General features: G+C 66.8%; 14 protein-coding genes and 1 pseudogene. 9 read left to right on the top strand and 6 right to left on the bottom strand.

The genetic code is table 11. From position 1 onward, the window contains the following. Positions 1-13: 13 nt before the first annotated feature. From ACQPYY_RS06355 to ACQPYY_RS06330, 6 genes and pseudogenes are all read left to right on the top strand, one after another. On the top strand, positions 14-925 hold the full coding sequence (locus ACQPYY_RS06355) for a VOC family protein (RefSeq protein ID WP_433593049.1): 912 nt from the start codon (positions 14-16) through the stop codon (positions 923-925). A 196-nt stretch (positions 926-1,121) separates the two neighbouring features. Then, positions 1,122-2,234 carry a styrene monooxygenase/indole monooxygenase family protein gene (locus ACQPYY_RS06350; RefSeq protein WP_433593048.1) on the top strand — a complete coding sequence of 371 codons (1,113 nt, stop codon included), beginning with the start codon at positions 1,122-1,124 and terminating at the stop codon, positions 2,232-2,234. Positions 2,235-2,386: 152 nt separating this feature from the next. Then, on the top strand, positions 2,387-3,604 hold the full coding sequence (locus ACQPYY_RS06345) for an acyl-CoA dehydrogenase family protein (RefSeq protein ID WP_433593047.1): 1,218 nt from the start codon (positions 2,387-2,389) through the stop codon (positions 3,602-3,604). Between the two features lie 29 nt (positions 3,605-3,633). Beyond that, positions 3,634-4,464 carry an acyl-CoA thioesterase domain-containing protein gene (locus ACQPYY_RS06340; protein WP_433593046.1) on the top strand — a complete coding sequence of 277 codons (831 nt, stop codon included), beginning with the start codon at positions 3,634-3,636 and terminating at the stop codon, positions 4,462-4,464. A gap of 209 nt (positions 4,465-4,673) precedes the next feature. Continuing rightward, the gene (locus ACQPYY_RS06335; RefSeq protein WP_379100458.1) at positions 4,674-4,826 is read left to right on the top strand and encodes a hypothetical protein; all 153 of its coding nucleotides are present in this window, start codon (positions 4,674-4,676) and stop codon (positions 4,824-4,826) included. Positions 4,827-4,920: 94 nt separating this feature from the next. After that, positions 4,921-5,982: pseudogene (locus tag ACQPYY_RS06330) on the top strand (YeiH family protein); the annotation flags it as partial. Between the two features lie 60 nt (positions 5,983-6,042). On the opposite strand, the gene ACQPYY_RS06325 reads toward ACQPYY_RS06330, so the two are convergent. Then, positions 6,043-7,185, bottom strand: coding sequence for a lipase family protein (locus tag ACQPYY_RS06325; protein WP_433593045.1), 1,143 nt, complete (start codon positions 7,183-7,185; stop codon positions 6,043-6,045). Between the two features lie 223 nt (positions 7,186-7,408). On the opposite strand from ACQPYY_RS06325, the gene ACQPYY_RS06320 reads away from it, so the two are divergent. After that, positions 7,409-7,978: an NADPH-dependent FMN reductase gene (locus ACQPYY_RS06320; protein ID WP_379100454.1), complete on the top strand. Its 570-nt coding sequence runs from the start codon at positions 7,409-7,411 to the stop codon at positions 7,976-7,978. 63 nt (positions 7,979-8,041) lie between these two features. Here ACQPYY_RS06320 and fadD32 read toward each other — a convergent pair whose 3' ends face one another. Together fadD32 and ACQPYY_RS06310 are read right to left on the bottom strand one after the other, a co-directional pair. Beyond that, the gene (fadD32, locus tag ACQPYY_RS06315; protein ID WP_433593044.1) at positions 8,042-9,922 is read right to left on the bottom strand and encodes a long-chain-fatty-acid--AMP ligase FadD32; all 1,881 of its coding nucleotides are present in this window, start codon (positions 9,920-9,922) and stop codon (positions 8,042-8,044) included. A gap of 109 nt (positions 9,923-10,031) precedes the next feature. Further along, complete coding sequence (locus tag ACQPYY_RS06310) at positions 10,032-11,276, bottom strand: KasA/KasB family beta-ketoacyl-ACP synthase (protein ID WP_433593043.1); 1,245 nt, start codon at positions 11,274-11,276, stop codon at positions 10,032-10,034. 292 nt (positions 11,277-11,568) lie between these two features. On the opposite strand from ACQPYY_RS06310, the gene ACQPYY_RS06305 reads away from it, so the two are divergent. After that, a complete protein-coding gene (locus tag ACQPYY_RS06305; RefSeq protein ID WP_433593042.1) occupies positions 11,569-12,567 on the top strand; it encodes an acyl-ACP desaturase in 999 nt (332 codons plus the stop codon). A 54-nt stretch (positions 12,568-12,621) separates the two neighbouring features. On the opposite strand, the gene ACQPYY_RS06300 is transcribed toward ACQPYY_RS06305, so the two are convergent. Genes ACQPYY_RS06300 through ACQPYY_RS06290 form a run of 3 tightly spaced genes read right to left on the bottom strand, consistent with a single transcriptional unit; the run spans position 12,622 to position 15,770 of the window. Next, positions 12,622-13,455 carry a DUF72 domain-containing protein gene (locus ACQPYY_RS06300; RefSeq protein WP_433593041.1) on the bottom strand — a complete coding sequence of 278 codons (834 nt, stop codon included), beginning with the start codon at positions 13,453-13,455 and terminating at the stop codon, positions 12,622-12,624. A 10-nt stretch (positions 13,456-13,465) separates the two neighbouring features. Further along, complete coding sequence (glpK, locus tag ACQPYY_RS06295) at positions 13,466-14,980, bottom strand: glycerol kinase GlpK (protein ID WP_433593040.1); 1,515 nt, start codon at positions 14,978-14,980, stop codon at positions 13,466-13,468. A gap of 25 nt (positions 14,981-15,005) precedes the next feature. Next, on the bottom strand, positions 15,006-15,770 hold the full coding sequence (locus ACQPYY_RS06290) for an IclR family transcriptional regulator (RefSeq protein ID WP_433593039.1): 765 nt from the start codon (positions 15,768-15,770) through the stop codon (positions 15,006-15,008). Between the two features lie 135 nt (positions 15,771-15,905). Here ACQPYY_RS06290 and glpK (ACQPYY_RS06285) point away from each other — a divergent pair, with 135 nt between their 5' ends. After that, positions 15,906-17,444 carry a glycerol kinase GlpK gene (glpK, locus tag ACQPYY_RS06285; RefSeq protein ID WP_433593038.1) on the top strand — a complete coding sequence of 513 codons (1,539 nt, stop codon included), beginning with the start codon at positions 15,906-15,908 and terminating at the stop codon, positions 17,442-17,444. Positions 17,445-17,480 lie beyond the last annotated feature (36 nt).

The raw sequence follows: 17,480 nt of genomic DNA, 5'->3' as shown, positions 1-17,480 counted from the left end.
GGGGGAATCGTCAGTGATTCAAGAACTTTCGTATGTCGGCTTCGGGTCGCCACGCTTCGACGAGTGGCGTGAATATGGCCCGAATCTGTTGGGCGCCAAGCTCGCCGACGAGGGGCCGGACGGTGCCGTGCGACTGGCGGTCGACGATGTCAACTATCGGATCGCACTGCACCCGGGCGAGGCAGACGAATTCCTGTACGCGGGGTGGGGCATGGCCAACGAGACCGATCTGCGCGCCTACGCGGACCGGATCGGCGAACGTGGGGTCGTGGTGCACTGGGGCGACGAGTCCCTCTGCAAGGAACGCGAGGTCGCCGAGCTGGCTTGGTTCTACGATCCGTGGGGTTTGCGTCACGAGCTCAGCTGGGGAAAAACCGCCACCCCCAACTCGTTTCAGCCCGGCCGTGTGATGCGGGGTGGATTCGTCACCGGGGATCAGGGTCTGGGTCACGTGGTATTCCAGGTGCCCAGCCTGGTCGAGGCGAATGCCTTCTACGCCGACGTCCTCGGCTTCCGCCTCTCCGATCGAATCATCAACGACCACTTCAACGTCCGCTTCTACCACATCAACGGCCGCCATCACTCTCTCGCGCTGGCCGAGCTGCCAGGTCACGTCGGGTTCAACCACCTGATGCTCGAATACAGCAGCATGGACGACCTCGGCAGAGCTATCGACCTGTTGCGACGCAACAACACCGAGATCATGCAGACCCTGGGCCGCCACACCAACGACCTGATGACCTCCGTATACATCGGCACTCCTTCGAGCCTGCAGATCGAACTCGGCTACGGCGGCCTCGTCGTCGACGACCTGAGCTGGGTCGCACGCACCTACAACAAGCCGAGCTACTGGGGACACCGCTACACCCGCACCGCAATGGAATCGGCGCCCGGAATCATCCGGCCGATCGACCAACTGCCGTAGGACGCTGTCGCCAGAACACGACCGCTGTAGGCGGTCAGGAGGGTCGAAGAATCCGGCCCTCCGCATTACAAGACTTCCGTGCTCGAGCGACACGGAATCAATGGGGGCGGATGGGGGGCCTGGTTGGGGGACCTCGCCGCAGCTCGATCGTCGCTTGTTCAACGCGACGATTTCTGAATCCAGATTGGGGAAATGGATGACCAAGGCACGCGGTATGCGCGGAAAAATTACAATTGTTGGCGCAGGTCAAGCGGGACTATCACTGGGTATCGGCCTGCGGAGATTCGGATTCGACGTGACTATCGTCTCCGACCGAACTCCGGACGAGATCGGTACCGGGCACGTGATGTCGAGCCAGTGCATGTTCGATACCGCACAAGGTTTCGAGCGAGCGCTGGGAATCAATTTCTGGGATCGGGAATGCCCCCTGATCGAGGGCATGCGTTTCTCAGTTTTCCTCGAAGGATTCTCCGATTCACCTGTCAACGCTTGGTCTGCCTCCTTCGAACGGCCCGCTCGCTCGGTGGACCAGCGGCTGAAGATGCCCCGATGGATGGAGGAGTTCGAGCGGCTGGGAGGTGAGCTGTCGATCGAGACGGCCACCGTCGAGTCGCTGGAACGCTATGCGCGTTCCAGCGACCTGGTGATCGTGGCCGCTGGGAAGGGCGCAATCACACAACTTTTCGAGACAAATGTCGATCGGTCGCCTTTCCAGACGCCGCAACGCTCGCTCGCAATGTTCTATGTGCACGGACTTCGACGCCCATCCGGAGACTCTCATATCGAATTCAGTCTGATCCCCGGATTCGGTGAGTACCTCACCTATCCCGCCCTGACCATCGACGGCGAATGCGACATCATGCTGTTCGAGGCTGTTCCGGGCGGACCAATGGATCGTTGGTCACAGCGGAAGGCACCGAAGGATATGCTCTCCGATGCCGCTTCTTTCCTGGCGGACCACCTTCCACATGAAGCACGGCGGGCGGCGGGCATCAGTCTTGTGGACGACAAGGCGGTACTGGCGGGCGCCGTGACTCCTCGCGTACGAAACCCGATTGCGACCTTGCCATCCGGTGCCGAGGTGCTGGGCATGGCAGACGCGATCGTGGTCAACGATCCGCTCTCCGCACAGGGAGCCAACAATGCGAACAAATGTGCCGACGTGTACCTACAAGCCATCGTCAGGCACGACGGCCCCTTCGATCGACTTTTCATGACCAGAGCATTCGAAGAATTCTGGAAGATCGGCGGCCCTGCAACCGATTTCACCAACCAGCTACTCGGCCCGGCACAGCCGCATACCTCATAGCTGCACCTGGCTGCAGCGAAGTACGGCGAGATCGCTGCCCGGTTCGCACACTGCATGGATGATCCGACCGACGCTCTCGACTGGATCCTGGATCCGATAGGAGCCCACCGTTACATCCAGCGAGTCACCGCCCGCCACAGTCAACTCGTCGCGTGATCGACCAGAAGGGGCCTTCCATGAAGACTTTCACCACATTGGACATCACCCATGAGGAAGCTCTGTACCGTGCACGTCTGCTGCGCGAGAAGCTGTCGAGTCGAGCATTCGATATCGCCGATCAGCGACGGCTTCCCGATGACGTGTTTGCCATGTTTCTCGAAACCGGACTGATTCGAATATCGCAGCCGCGCAGCTGGGGCGGCGCGCAGTTGCCACTCACTACTCACATCGAGGTGATCGGCGAAATCGCCAGGGCTTGCGGCTCTTCCGCCTGGACGATGGGTGTCTTCCTCAGCCATAACTGGAACCTCACGCTGTTCGATCCACTCGCGCAAGACGACGTCTGGGGACCCAACCCGGAGGCTGTCGCATGCACCTCCGCGGTCGGAGGTCCACCGGCACAACGTGTTCCGGGCGGTGCATTCATACGCGCCGGCCGATGGACCTTCCTCTCGGGTGTCCATCACGCCGACTGGATCATCGTGAACTCGACACTCGAACGGGAGGGCGCTCCGGACGGAACTCGCGAGCTGTTCTCCCTCCTGGTACCCAAGGGCCAGTTCCGCATCGTCGACGACTGGAAGACCATCGGATTGGCCGGAACCGGTACCTGCAGTGTGGAACTCGAGGACGTATTCGTTCCAGAGCATCGGATCCTCAGCTTCGCAGCGCAACAGAACGGCACGACTCCTGGCGGAAGTCACCGCTTGGACCCCATTTACAGCGCACCTCTGGACGCCACATGGCCTGCTTACCTGGCGGCCCCTGCCATCGGGATCGCGCGAGGCGCCGTTGACGCGTGGATAGAGCGCACAGGAAGCCGCAACCACGCCTATACCGGTATGCCCGCTTCCGCCGAGTTCCAGCGGCAGTTCAAGCTGGGCGAAGCAGAAGCGCAGATCGACGCGGCCGACGAGATTCTGCACCGCGCAACGGCTGCCGTGGTCGAAGCGACCAAGACGCAAGTCGACGTTCCCGAGATTCGCTCGCGAAATCGCCGCGACTTCGCGTTCGCGGTTCGGTTGTGCGTCAACGCGGTGGAGTCCGTATTCCTGACGTCAGGTGCGTCCTCGCTATCGGAATCCAATGTCATCCAGCGACATTGGCGTGACGTGCATGCCATCGCCCAGCACGCGATGTTCGAGTACGAACGCAGCGTATCCGCATGGGGACGCCGACGCCTCGGTGTCGACGACGGTCTCACCTTCTGATCCGCAGGCTCACAGGAGAGCAGAAAGCCATGATCAACAGACCCGCCTTTTTCGACCACACGGGCGAAGGGAACTTCACACCGACGCCCCTCGCTGCCAGCCCTTGGAACCCGCGTACGGTCAGCGGGCCTGCCCTCTGTGGCCTCCTCGCCCGCGAACTGGAGGTCAACCACAGCGCGGAAGGATTTCAACCCGCCCGATTGACGATCGATATGTTCAAACCCGCACCGGCGGAACCACTGCGGGTCTCGACCACCGAAGTGCGTGCCGGAAACCGCATTATTGTCGCCGATGCGCTACTGACCAGCGGAGGAATCGAGTTCGCACGTGCGAGTGCGGTATTCCTGAAGCGGTCGCAGCAACCTCAGGGTGAGATTTGGCAACGTGCGACGATACCCCCGACGCCACCCGAAATCCTTGTCGCCCAGCTCGAGCAGCACGGCGTCCCCCTGTTCGGAAGTGACATCCACCCCGATGGCTGGTCCATGGATATGGCACAGCACCAGGGCGTGAGCAAGAAACGCATGTGGTCGCGAGTGATTTCCCTCGTAACCGACGAGGAGCCGTCACCGTTCGTACACGCCGCGATCGTCGGCGAAGCCGCGAGCCTGGTGACCAACTGGGGTAGCGCGGGCGTCGGCTTCATCAATGCCGACCTCACGCTGACCTTGGCCCGGATGCCGCGTGGAACGGACTTGGGAATCGAAACCGACAACCACCTGAGCGCCGATGGCGTGGCGACAGGATCTGCGGTGTTGTACGACCAGGATGGACCCGTTGGTATGTGCGTGGTCACCGCTGTCTCCAACGCTGCCCGTCAGATCGATCTGGGCAGACCACTGGAGTCCTCGTCTCGATAGGCGCATGGGATCAGCTGCGGCCACGTGAAAGAGGGCAGTAGCTGCTGAGACCCGGGGAACCTAGGGAAACCGAAGGATTCCCCGGGTCTCAGCCACCCGGACAACAATATGTCAGATGCCGGGCATATCCAGGGGGCTGGAATCAGGGCGAGTGCAATGGTGTCCGAAAACCTCCGGTGGGCTCATAGTTCACGACGCTGTACCGCGTTATGACCTGGAGGTTCCTGGTGAACAGTCCCACTCCCCCGCCGTCGAGGCTCGATGCCCTCGGGCGGCTCGGGGCCGACTGGTGGTCCGTGATCGTGTCGGGCGTGGTGGTCGCGCTCGCCGTACTCGGCGTGCTGCCGAAGATTCCGTGGTGACGGGATGCGTGACACCACTGTCGACACCGGCGAGAAGGTCCGATCCGGTTCCGTCGCGGACGAATTCGATCAGCCTTCGGGGCCGCTCACGCTCGCGCGGCTGCTCGGTTACGTCCCGGGCGTGCTGCTGCTCGTCGCGGTCGGCGTGCTCGGGAAGTATGCGCAGATCTGGTGGAACAGCGCCGCCAAGCACCAGCATTGGACTGTTCCCGATATCGAGTACGTGCTGTGGGCCATTCTGATCGGGCTGGTCATCACCAATACCGTTGGGCTGCATCCGATCTTCCGGCCCGGGGTGGGGACGTACGAGTTCTGGCTCGAGATCGGGATCGTGGCGTTGGGGTCGCGGTTCGTGCTCGGGGATGTGGCGAAGCTGGGTGGGACCAGTTTTCTGCAGATCCTGATCGATATGACGGTGTCGGGGGCGATCATTCTCGCGGTGGCGCGGTGGCTGGGGCTGTCCGGGAAGCTCGGGTCGCTGTTGGCCATCGGCACCTCGATTTGCGGGGTGTCGGCGATCATCGCGGGGAAGGGCGCCATTCGGGCGCGGAACTCCGAGGTCGGTTATGCCATTGCGGCGATTCTGGCGCTCGGCGCGGTGGCGCTGTTCTCGCTGCCGCCGCTCGGGCACGCGATCGGGCTCAGCGATCACGAGTTCGGGTTGTGGGCCGGTCTGGCGGTGGACAATACGGCCGAGACCACGGCCACCGGGTACCTGTTCTCCGATGAGGCGGGCAAGGTCGCGGTGCTGGTGAAGTCGACACGGAACGCGCTGATCGGGTTCGTGGTGCTGGGGTTCGCGGCGTACTGGGCCGCGCGGGGTGAGGCCGACGCGATCGCGCCGGGACTGCGGGCCAAGGCGGCGTTCGTGTGGTCCAAGTTCCCGAAGTTCGTACTGGGCTTCCTGGCGGTGTCGGCGGTGGCCACCTTCCACTGGCTGTCCAAGCAGCAGACGACCAACCTGGCCAATGTGTCTCGGTGGGCGTTCCTGCTGACCTTCGCGGGCGTCGGGTTGAACACCAATATTCGTGAACTGGCCCGGACCGGCTGGCGGCCGCTCGTGGTCGCGGTGGTCGGGCTGGTGACGGTCGCGGTGGTGTCGCTGGGGCTGGTGCTGTTCACCTCGCGCGTCCTGCACTGGGGTGTCGCCGGCTGAGACCGGAGATGACGAAGGGCCGGGATCCGATTCGGATCCCGGCCCTTCGTCTGTCGTGGATTACGCGCCGCGTTGCAGAGCGGGGGCGGCGGCGTCTTCGGCGAGCCGCTCGGACAGGAAGCGCATGGCCGGTCCGGCGAAGGCCATCGCGCCGCCGATGTGCTCACGGCCCTTCAGGGTTCGCATGGTGACGTCCGCGCCGAGCGCCGTCCAGTCCTCCGCCAGTCGCACGGCCTGCGGATACGGGATGACCTGCTCGGCGGTGCCGCCCGCGACCAGAACCGGTGCGGTGGGCGCGATCCCGCCGAGCCGGTTCTCCAGCAGCCGGGCCTTCACCTCGGGCACCTCGAAGGGCAGGCGGTGGCAGTAGGTCGAGACGCGGGTCGGGACCAGCAGGCCCGCGCCGACGCCGAGCAAGCCGGCGGCGGCGATGTGGGTGCGGCGGAACAGCGCGGCCAGGGCGCGGCCCTGGGTGTTGAGGTGCCGCAGGACGTTCAGTTCCGGGTAGGCGGCCTCGATGCCGAGGACGCCGTAGAAGAGGAGGAACGCGGCGGGCGTGCCGTCGAGGAACTTCACCATGTCGAGCATGTCGGCGGGGGCCGAGCCGACCGCCCCGCCCGCGATCCGCAGCTCGGGGGCGTAGGTGGGCGCCAGCTGCAGGGCCCAGCCCGCGGCGTTGCCGCCCTCGGAGTAGCCGTAGATACCGACCGGACCGTCAGGATCCAGGTCCGCTCCGGTCACGTGCCGCGCGGCGCGAATGCTGTCCAGCACGGCGGGGCCGAGGGCACGGCCCATGACATACGGATGCAGACCGGGATTGCCGAGCCCGGGATAGTCGGTGACGGCCAGCGCCCAGCCGCGATTCAGGGCGACACGCAGGAAGACCGACTCGTATTCGACGCCGAAGCGCAACTGCCAGGAGGCGGCGGCGACCGTGCTCGCCAGCCCCTGGGTGCCGACCGCGTAGCCGACGAGCGGGCGGGGGCCGGGCCCGCGCCACGGCGTGTTCGGAACCAGGACGGTGCCGCTGACCTGCGTCGGAGCTCCGGTGGCGGTGGTCGAGGTGTAGCTGATGCGCCAGGCGCGCGCAGGCAGTTTCAGTCCGGGCAGCATTCTCGCCGTCATCGGTTCGGCGGCCAGCAGTCTGCCGGGTCCGAACGCACCGACCGCCGCCTCATCGAGGCGGTTGGTGTTCGCAGTCATCGTTGCCTGCCCTTCTTGCACTAACTCGCGTTATGCAGTTGTCGCGCAACCGGATCCGAGGGGCATCAGCTGTCCCGGACAGTCCGGCTGATCGAAACCATACCCACTATGGGAGATGGCGACACCTCTTGTCACAACAACTCCCAGTCGGTGGGACGGCGCATACGAGACAAGCGTCCAGATCACCCGAAATACTCCAGCCCCGCCGCGGGTTGCCGAAGCTGTGACCATTCCGCGCATCCTGCTGGTCTCCGGCAGCACCCGAGAGGCCTCGACCAATACCGCCGCGCTGCGCACCATCGCCGCCGACGCCGGGTCCGATTTCGTGGCCGTCCGATACGAGGGCCTGCTCGACCTGCCCGCCTTCGTGCCCGGCGCCGATCCCGAGCCGCCCGTGGTCGAGGCCCTGCACCGCCGGCTCGCCGAGGCCGACGCGGTGCTGTTCTGCACCCCCGAATACGCGGGCATGATCCCCGGCAGCCTGAAGAACCTGCTGGAGTGGACGGTCGGCAATGCCGATCTCAGCGACAAGCCGGTCGCCTACGTGAACGTCGCCTACGAGGGCCGCGGCGACGCGGCGGTGGCGACGCTGCGCACGGTGCTCGGGTATGTCGGGGCCGAACTGGTCGAAGCGGCGTGCGGCCGGATCACGGTTCTGCAGAGCGCCGTCGGACCGGACGGATTCGTCGCCGACGCCGAGGCCCGCGCCCGCCTCAACACCGCCGCCCGCGCCCTGGCCGAACACGCGGCCCGCCCCGCCGAGCCCGCGACCGCGGTCCGGCTCGACACCTGAACGTCCCGGAAACGCCGAGGGGCACACCACCACCGGTGTGCCCCTCGGCGATGCGCGCCGGACTCAGTCGACGTGGTCGGGAAAGGCCTGCTGGCGATGGCCGCCCCGGAGGGTGCCCTCCAGATAGGCCGCCTTGCACGCGCGGCGCGCGATCTTGCCGCTGGAGGTGCGGGGAATGGACCCCGCGGGCACCAGCAGCAGGTCTCGGACGGTCACGCCGTGCCGCTTGGCGATGGCGGCCCGGACGGTCTCGGTGATCGGCTCCGGATCGAGTTTGGCCGCGCCGGTTCCGCGTTCGGCCACGATGACCAGTTGCTCGGCGCCGGTGGCCGGTTCCGAGCCGTTGACCGTGACCACCTGGTCGGGCAGCTGGTCGCCGGCGACCGAGAAGGCGGCCACGAAACCGGGCCGCAGCGCGGTGCTGGATTCCTGGGCGGAGTACTCCAGATCCTGCGGGTAGTGATTGCGCCCGTCCACGATGACCAGGTCCTTGACGCGGCCGGTGATGAAGAGCTCGCCGTCGTAGTAGGCGCCGAAATCGCCGGTGCGCATCCAGTTCGCCTCCGGCTCGGCGCCTTCGGCATGGCTCTCGGGCTGCCGGGCGACGATCCGGTTGTGGAAGGTGGCCTCGCTCTCCTGGGGGCGGCCCCAGTAGCCGCGGCCGATATTGGCGCCGTGCAGCCAGATCTCGCCGACCTCGCCGTCGGGCTTCTCCGCGCCCGTCTCCGGATCCACGATGGCCGCCCACTGCGAGAGCGCCACATACCCGCAGGACACCTGGGACACCGCGTTTTCCGCGTGCTCGTCGACCTCGACCATGCATCCGGCATTGAGCTTGGTGCGGTCCACCCAGACCGTGCGGGCCTCGTCCTCGCGCTTGGTGGCGGAGACGAACAGGGTGGCCTCGGCCATGCCGTAGCAGGGCTTGATGGCGGTCTTGGGCAGGCCGTAGGGGGCGAAGGCCTCGTTGAACTTCCGCATGGAGGTCACCGACACCGGCTCGCTGCCGTTGATCAGGCCGATGACATTGGACAGGTCCAATTCCTCACCGGGCTTGGGCAATCCGCGCGCCGCCGCGTGTTCGAAGGCGAAATTGGGTGCGGCGGCGAAGATCTCGGCGCCGTCCTCCTGGGCGGCCAGCTCCTTGATCCAGCGGTGCGGCCGGCGCACGAAGGCGCTGGGCGACATGATGGTGATGTACTTGCCGCCCAGGGTGGGCAGGATGACGGTCAGCAGCCCCATGTCGTGGAACAGCGGCAGCCAGGTGACGCCGCGCGCCTTCTCGGTGATGCCGATGGCGTCGATCATCTGCAGCAGGTTGGTGCCGACCGCCCGGTGGGTGATCTCGACACCGGCCGGGATCCGGGTCGAGCCCGAGGTGTACTGCAGGTAGGCGACATCGTCCATCTGCAGGTCCGGACGGACCCAGCTCTCCCCCACCCCGTCCGGGATGGCCTCGACCGCGATGATGCGCGGACGTTGCGGTGCCGGCAGGTGTTTGAAGATCTCGCGCACTCCGGCCGCGGCCGAGCCGACGGTCAGGATGGCCGCGGGCCGGCAGTCCTCGAGCACGGCGTAGAGCCGGTCGGTGTGGCCCTGCTCGTCCGGATCGAAGAGCGGCACCGCGATATTGCCGGCGTACACCGAGGCGTACATGGCCACGATGTAGTCCAGACCCTGCGGCGCGAGGATGGCGACGCGGTCCCCCGGCTGCGTGACCTGTTGCAGCCGGGCGGCTACCGCGCGCAGCCGGACGCCGAAGCGGTTCCACGTGATGTCGTGGTACTCGCCGTCGCGTTCACGCGAATAGTCGATATAGCGGTAGGCGAGCTCGTTCCCGTTGGCCGCGGCATGTTTGTCGACCAGGTCGACCATGGTCTGGTTGTCAGGGATCTTGATGTGGCCGTGCTCGTCCAGATAGTCATCGAAGGTCTCGCCGATCATTCCCTATCCTTTTTCAGCTCGCGGTCCGTCAGAACCGCGCAGTGACACCGAACAAAGATCGACACGAAAGCCCGAATGTAGCTGGGGGCTTCGGGACTCTAGCAGAGGGTCAGTACCTGCCGAAAGCGATGGCGACGTTGTGCCCGCCGAAGCCGAAGGAGTTGTTGAGCGCGTAGTCGTAGCGCCCCGGCCGGGCCTGGCCCTTCACCACGTCGAGGTCGATCTCCGGGTCCTGGTTCTCCAGATTCAGTGTGGGAGGGATGATTCCGTCCCGCACGCTGAGCACGGTGATGACCGACTCCAGCGCACCGACCGCGCCGATCGAATGTCCGAGCGCGGACTTGGGCGCGTACACCGCGGCATGATTGCCGACTGCTTGCCGAATCGCGTTGGCCTCCGCGGTATCCCCGATCGGTGTGGCGGTGGCGTGCGCATTGATGTGCGTGACATCGGATTTGGCCAGGCCCGCGAACTCCATGGCGCGGCTCATGGCGCGGGCGGCGCCGGTGCCCTCCGGATCGGGAGCGACCAGGTGGAAGCCGTCCGAGGTGATGCCCGCGCCCATGATGCGGGCGTGGATGGTGGCCCCGCGCGCCTTGGCGTGCTCCTCGGTCTCGATCACCATGAGCGCCCCGGCCTCGCCGAAGACGAAACCGTCGCGCTCCATGTCGAAGGGGCGGGAGGCGCCCTTGGGGTCGTGGTTGCGGGTGCTCATGGCGCGCATCATGGAGAACCCCGCGATGGGCAGCGCCTGGATGGAACCTTCGACGCCGCCGGTGACCACCATGTCGGCATCACCCATGACGACCGTGCGCCAGGCATTCGCGATCGCCTCCGAACCGGACGAACAAGCCGAAACAGGCGTTGACACACCGGCCCTCGCACCCAGTTCGACACCCACACAGGCGGCCGCGCCGTTCGGCATGACGGCTTGCACGGTGTGCGGCAACACCTTCCGGTAACCGCCGTTGACCAGCTTGTCCCGGGTGGTGATGAGCATCTCCGCGCCGCCCAGTCCGGTGCCGATGGACACCGCGAGGCGATCCTGGTCGACCTGCGGGGATCCGGCGTTGGCCCAGACCTCGCGAGCCAGCACCATCGCCATCTGCTCGACGTAGGCCAGGCGCCGGGCCTCCGCCTTGGACAACTGGTCGGTGGGCGACACCTTGAGGTGCCCGCCGATTCGGACGGGGAGGCCGAAGTCGTCGAGGAAGCTGTCCTCGAGGACGTCGATCCCGCTCTCGCCGTTGAGTAGCCCCTTCCACGTCGAGTCGACGTCTCCCGCGATCGAGGTGGTCGCTGCCAGCGAAGTGACGACGACACTGGGGTATTTCCGGCGGTTGGGCGTCTGCATGTTCACACTCTCCGTAGCAATGCTTCGGCGAACCGGGTGTCGATCCGCGTGGGCTGTCAAGGGCAGGTGGAAACTGACGAGCGGGCCCGGCTGTAGAGACTCCGGCGGGTGATGAGGACAATCTTTGGCGAACTGGGCTAGATTATCCGAGGCGAAGCCGACCAGTCCCAATAAGCGACACGCGGGCATCCCTTCTCAATCCCAGGGTCCCTCTCGACGCGGCGGCCGATCGCCGGATCTCCCGAGCATCATTCCCGCAGTGCCGAGCCATTTCAAGGGAGGGCATACGATCGTGGCCAGGAGTCTCACGCAGTTGGAGCTGCTCCTCGAGCTGGAACCGATTGCCGAGCAGAACGTGAACCGCCATCTATCGATGGCCAAGGACTGGCACCCCCACGACTACGTCCCGTGGGACCGGGGCCGCAACTTCGCAGCTATGGATGGCACGGACTGGCAGCCGGATCAGTCGACTCTCAGCGAAGTCGCCAAGGCCGCGATGATCACCAATCTTCTCACCGAGGACAATCTGCCCAGCTATCACCGGGAAATCGCCGAGAACTTCTCTCAGGACGGTCCCTGGGGCACCTGGGTGGGCCGCTGGACCGCCGAGGAGAACCGGCACGGCATCGTGATCCGGGACTATCTGGTGGTCACCCGGGGCGTGGATCCGGTGGCGCTGGAGCAGGCGCGGATGACGCACATGACGAGCGGCTACAACGCCGCCCAGCTGATCAAGAAACACGCCGGGACCGACTACGTGCCCGCCGACGCCGGATTCATGCATTCGGTCGCCTATGTGACATTCCAGGAATTGGCGACACGCGTGTCGCACCGCAATACCGGCAAAGCGTGCGACGACCCCATCGCGGACCGCATGCTGCAGCGCATCGCCGCCGACGAGAACCTGCACATGATCTTCTACCGCAATATGTGCGCCGCGGCCCTGGACCTCTCGCCGGACCAGGCCATGGACGCCATCGCCAATGTCGTGCTCCGCTTCCAGATGCCCGGCCTGGGGATGCCCAACTTCCGCCGCAACGGCGTGCTGATGGCCAAGCACGGCATCTACGATCTGCGCCAGCACCTGGAGGAGGTGCTGCTGCCCAACCTCAAGAAGTGGAACATCTTCGAGCGCAACGACTTCGGGCCCGAGGGCGACCGCCGCCGCAACGAGGTCGGGATGTACCTGGACAAGCTCCAGAAGGACGTGGTCCGGTTCGAGGAACAGCGGGACAAGGCTCTGGCCCGCGAGGCCCGGCGCACCGGCACCCCGCCCGTGCTGATCGGCTGAATACCCCGGCGGCGCGCGGTGGCTGGACGACATCCACCGCGCGCCGCCGGCGCGTCAGAACAGGGTCATCGGATCGGTGGGTTCGGGGGTGGGCAGGGGCTCCAGGTCGGGCACGCGCGCGGCCACCTCGGCGTGGAAGCGGCGGGCCAGGGTGCGGGAGGCCGCGTTGTCCGGCGTGTGGATGAACACCGTGGGGGAACGACCTTCCCGTAGCCAGTCGACGGTGGTGTCGATCCACGGCTGCCAGCCCGCCACGGTGGCGGCGATGTCGTCGCGGCCGTGATAGCGGACGATCGGGAACTCGGTGAGCGCGCGGGTGCGGCGGGGGTTGGCCGGCTTCTTCGACGACGCCTCGTACTCGGCGGCGCTGGTGGGCGGGGCGGCGAACAGCACGGTGGTGTCGAAGGGTATCCACTCGGCCCCGGCCGCGTTCAGCACCGCTTCGAGTTGCGCTGTGGCGCGCGGGTTCTCGAAGAAAGCCGGGTGGCGCACCTCCACGGCGCAGCGGTGGTGGGACGGGATGGCCTGGAGCAGGTCGGCCAGTGCGGTCAGGTTGGTGAACGAGCCCGGCAGCTGGATCCACAGCGCGTGCAGGCGGCGGCCCAGTGGTTCGATGGCGTCGAGGAAGCCCGACATCTCGTCGTCCACGCCGGTGAGGCGACGGTCGTGGGTGATGGTGCGGGGCAGCTTCATGACGAACCGGAAGGCGGGATCGGTCTGCCGGGCCCAGGACTCGACGGTGCGGCGCTGCGGGACGGCGTAGAAGGTGGTGTTGCCCTCCACCGCGTTGCACCAGGAGGAGTAGTTGCGCAGGCGTTCGGCCGGGGGTATCGGCTTCTCCTGCCAGTCCGGGTGTGTCCACATTGCGCAACCGACGTAGAGCCGCATACCTGCCACGTTAGGTCAAGGGCTTCTTGGGGCGCAGCCAACCGAAGGTAAGCTCCACCGCCCGCCGCCAGTTGTCGTACTCGTCGGCGCGCAGCGCGGGGTCCATGCGCGGCAGCCATTGGGCCGCGACGCGCCAATTGTGGCGCAGGCCCTCGAGATCCGGCCAGAAACCGACCGCCAGGCCCGCCGCGTAGGCCGCACCCAGCGACACCGTCTCGGCCACGATCGGGCGCAGCACCGGGATGTCGAGGACGTCGGCGACGATCTGCATGAGCAGATTGTCCGAGGTCATGCCGCCGGCCACCCGCAGCGATCCGGCCCGCAGCCCGGAGTCCGCGTTCATGGCCTCGAGCACGTCGCGGGTCTGCCACGCCGTCGCCTCCAGCACGGCCCGCGCTATGTGGCCCTTGGTGATGTACGAGGTGAGCCCGATGAGCAGCCCGCGCGCGTCGCTGCGCCAGTGCGGCGCGTACAGGCCGGAGAAGGCGGGGACCAGGTAGCAGCCGCCATTGTCTTCCACTGTGCCCGCGAGGGTTTCGATCTCGGGAGCGCTCGCAATCAGGCCGATGTTGTCGCGCAGCCACTGCACCAGCGAGCCGGTCACCGCGATCGGGCCCTCCAGGGCGTACACCGGCTCCGGGCCCACCTGGTAGCCGATGGTGGTGAGCAGCCCGTGCTCGGACCGCACCAGCTCCTTGCCGGTGTTCATCAAGAGGAATCCACCAGTGCCGTACGTACATTCGGTCTCGCCCGGCGCGAAACACGTCTGACCGAACAGCGCCGCGTGCTGATCCCCGAGCGCCGCCGCGATGCGCACGCCGGGCAGCACCTTCGCAGCGGTCCCGAAGTCACCGGTGGACGGCTGGATGGCCGGCAGCATGGCCCGCGGAATGTCGAAGAACCGCAACAGTTCCGGATCCCATTGCAGCGTGGCCAGATTCATCAGCAGGGTGCGTCCGGCATTGGTGACGTCGGTGACGTGCGCTCCCCCGTCCGGTCCACCGGTGAGGTTCCAGATCAGCCAGGTTTCCATGGTCCCGAACAGCACCTCGCCGCGTTCGGCCCGTTCCCGCAGGCCCGGTGTGCGATCGAGCAGCCAGCGCAGCCGGGGCGCGGCGAAGTAGGTGGCCAGCGGCAAACCGCAGAGCTCCCGGATGCGCTCCGCCCCAGGGGTTTCCCGCATGCGTTCGACCAGATCCTCGGTGCGCACGTCCTGCCACACGATGGCGCGGGCGACCGGCACGCCGGTGGCGCGGTCCCACACCACGGTGGTCTCGCGCTGATTCGCGATACCCACCGCCGCCACCTGATCGGCGGTGATGCCCGAATCCCGCAGGGCCGCAGGCACGATGCGCTCCACATTGCGCCAGATCTGCACGGCGTCCTGCTCCATCCAGCCCGGCCGCGGGTAGTACTGGCGGTGCTCGCGCTGCGCCACGCCGCTCAGGCGGGCGCGCTGATCGAAGAGGATGGCCCGGGTCGAGGTGGTGCCCTGGTCGATGGCGAGCACGAACCGCTGCGTCATGCGTGACCGCTCCTGTCCGGGAAAGTCATTGCGCGCCACCGAGATCCCGGGAGACGGCGGCCGCCGCATCGGTGACCTGGGTGACCGGTGCGGACCGGATGCGCAGCTGTCCGTCGCAGAGCCGGTCGATCGGCCCGGTGATGCCGATGGCTCCGACCACCAAACCACCCCGGGAGCGAATCGGCGCGGCGACACTCGCCTCGCCGGAACGGTATTCGCCGATATCGCCCGCCCATCCGGCGTGCCGGACCTCGGCGATCGCCCGCCGCAACGCCGCCGCATCGGTGATGGTGCGATGGGTGAGGGCGGGCAGCGTGCCGTCGCGCATCCCGTCGGCGAGGTCCCCGTCGTAGGCCAGCAGCACCTTGCCCAGCGCGGTCGCGTGCGGCGGCAGTTCCTCGCCGACCGCGAGTTCCTGTTCGGTGTTGTCGGGCCGGAAGACGTGGTGGACGACGACCACGCCGCCCTCCACGGGCGCGGCGATGCGCACCGATTCACCGCTGCGCGCGGCCAGGGCGTCAGCCCGGTTGATGGCGCGGGAGCGGAGTTCGTTGGCGTCCAGATGCCCGGCCCCGAGATCCTGCAAGGCCGGGCTCAGCAGGTATTTGCCGCTGACCGGGTCCTGATCGACGAATCCGACGCCCTGCAGTGTCCGGAGAATGCCGTGCGCGGTGGGCTTGGCCAGGCCGAGCGCCGCCGCGATCTCACCGACCGCCATCCGCCCGGAACCGCGGGCCAGCAGCCGCAGCATGGCCGCGGCGCGCTCGATCGACTGAATCGGACCCGGCACGCTTGCAACCTATCAGCCGTAACCCGCCGGCTAATCGTTCGGCATTGTCGAACGCATCCTCTGGGCGGACGACGTTCCACTTCGTAGCGTGAGCATCGGGCCCGGTACGGCACCGGTTCCCCCGAAAGGACCGCGATGACGCAGTACGTCGGAGCCATCGATCAAGGCACGACCTCCACGCGCTTCATGGTGTTCGACCACGGCGGCAATGTGGTTGCCCGCCATCAGCTCGAGCATGAGCAGATTCTCCCGCAGGCCGGTTGGGTGGAACACAATCCCGACGAGATCTGGGAGCGCGCCCGCACCGTCATCAAGAGCGCCCTGGCCGGCGCCGGTCTGACCGCGAGCGACCTGGCCGCCGTCGGCGTCACCAATCAGCGCGAGACCACCATCGTGTGGAACCGCCGCACCGGACGCCCGTACTACAACGCCATCGTCTGGCAGGACACCCGCACCGACCGCATCGTGGCCGAGGTCGAGAAGGCGGGCAAGGGCGATCTGATCCGCGAACGCGCCGGACTGCCGCCCGCGCCGTACTTCTCCGGCGGCAAGCTGAAGTGGATCCTCGACAATGTCCCCGGCGTACGCGAGGACGCGGAAGCCGGTGACGCCCTCTTCGGGACGCCCGACACCTGGATCATCTGGAACCTCACCGGCGGCGCCCACGGCGGCGTGCACATCACCGACCCCACCAATGCGTCGCGCACCATGCTCATGGATCTCGAAACCCTGGACTGGGACGAGGAATTGCTCGCGGTGTTCGACGTGCCGCGGAGCATGCTGCCGCGGATCGCGCCGTCGTCCGATCCCGAGGGTTTCGGCACGACCAACCCCGGCGGCCCGTTCAAGGGCGCGGTGCGGATCGCGGGCGTGCTCGGCGATCAACAGGCCGCCACCGTCGGCCAGGTCTGCTTCCGGCCCGGCGAGGCCAAGAACACCTACGGCACCGGCAATTTCCTCATGCTGAACACCGGGACCGAGATCGTGCGCTCCAAGCACGGGCTGCTCACCACCGTCGCCTATCAGTTCGGCGACGACAAGCCGGTGTACGCGCTGGAGGGATCGATCGCCGTCACCGGGTCGGCCGTGCAGTGGCTGCGCGATCAACTCGGCATCATCTCCGGCGCGGAGCGGGTCGAGGCCCTGGCCCGGCAGGTCTCCGACAACGGCGGCGTGTACTTCGTGCCCGCCTTCTCCGGTCTGTTCGCACCCTACTGGCGGGCCGACGCCCGCGGCATCATCGTGGGCCTGTCGCGCTACAGCAACAATGCCCACATCGCCAGGGCCACACTGGAATCCATCTGCTACCAGACCCGCGACGTGGTCGAGGCCATGCAGCAGGACTCCGGCGTCACCCTCGACACGCTGCGCGTGGACGGCGGCATCACCGCCAACGAACTCGCCATGCAGATCCAGGCCGACTTCCTCGGCGTCCCGGTCTCACGGCCGGTCGTCTCGGAGACCACCGCGCTGGGCGCCGCCTACGCCGCCGGGCTCGCGGTCGGATTCTGGAGCAGCACCGACGAACTCGTCGCCAACTGGCACGAGGACAAGAACTGGCAACCCACCATGGCCGAGGAGCAGCGGCAGCGTGGTTACGCCCGCTGGCTCAAAGCCGTGTCGCGCACCCTCGACTGGGTCGATCTCGACGATGACGACGACCAGCGGCGCTGACCGGCCCACACCCGCTTCGAACACCGATGACAAGGA

This window comes from Nocardia sp. CA-145437, from assembly GCF_050956485.1.
Lineage (GTDB): Bacteria > Actinomycetota > Actinomycetes > Mycobacteriales > Mycobacteriaceae > Nocardia.
The sequence above is the reverse complement of the archived record's forward strand: the minus strand, read 5'-3'. Positions and strand labels throughout refer to the sequence as shown.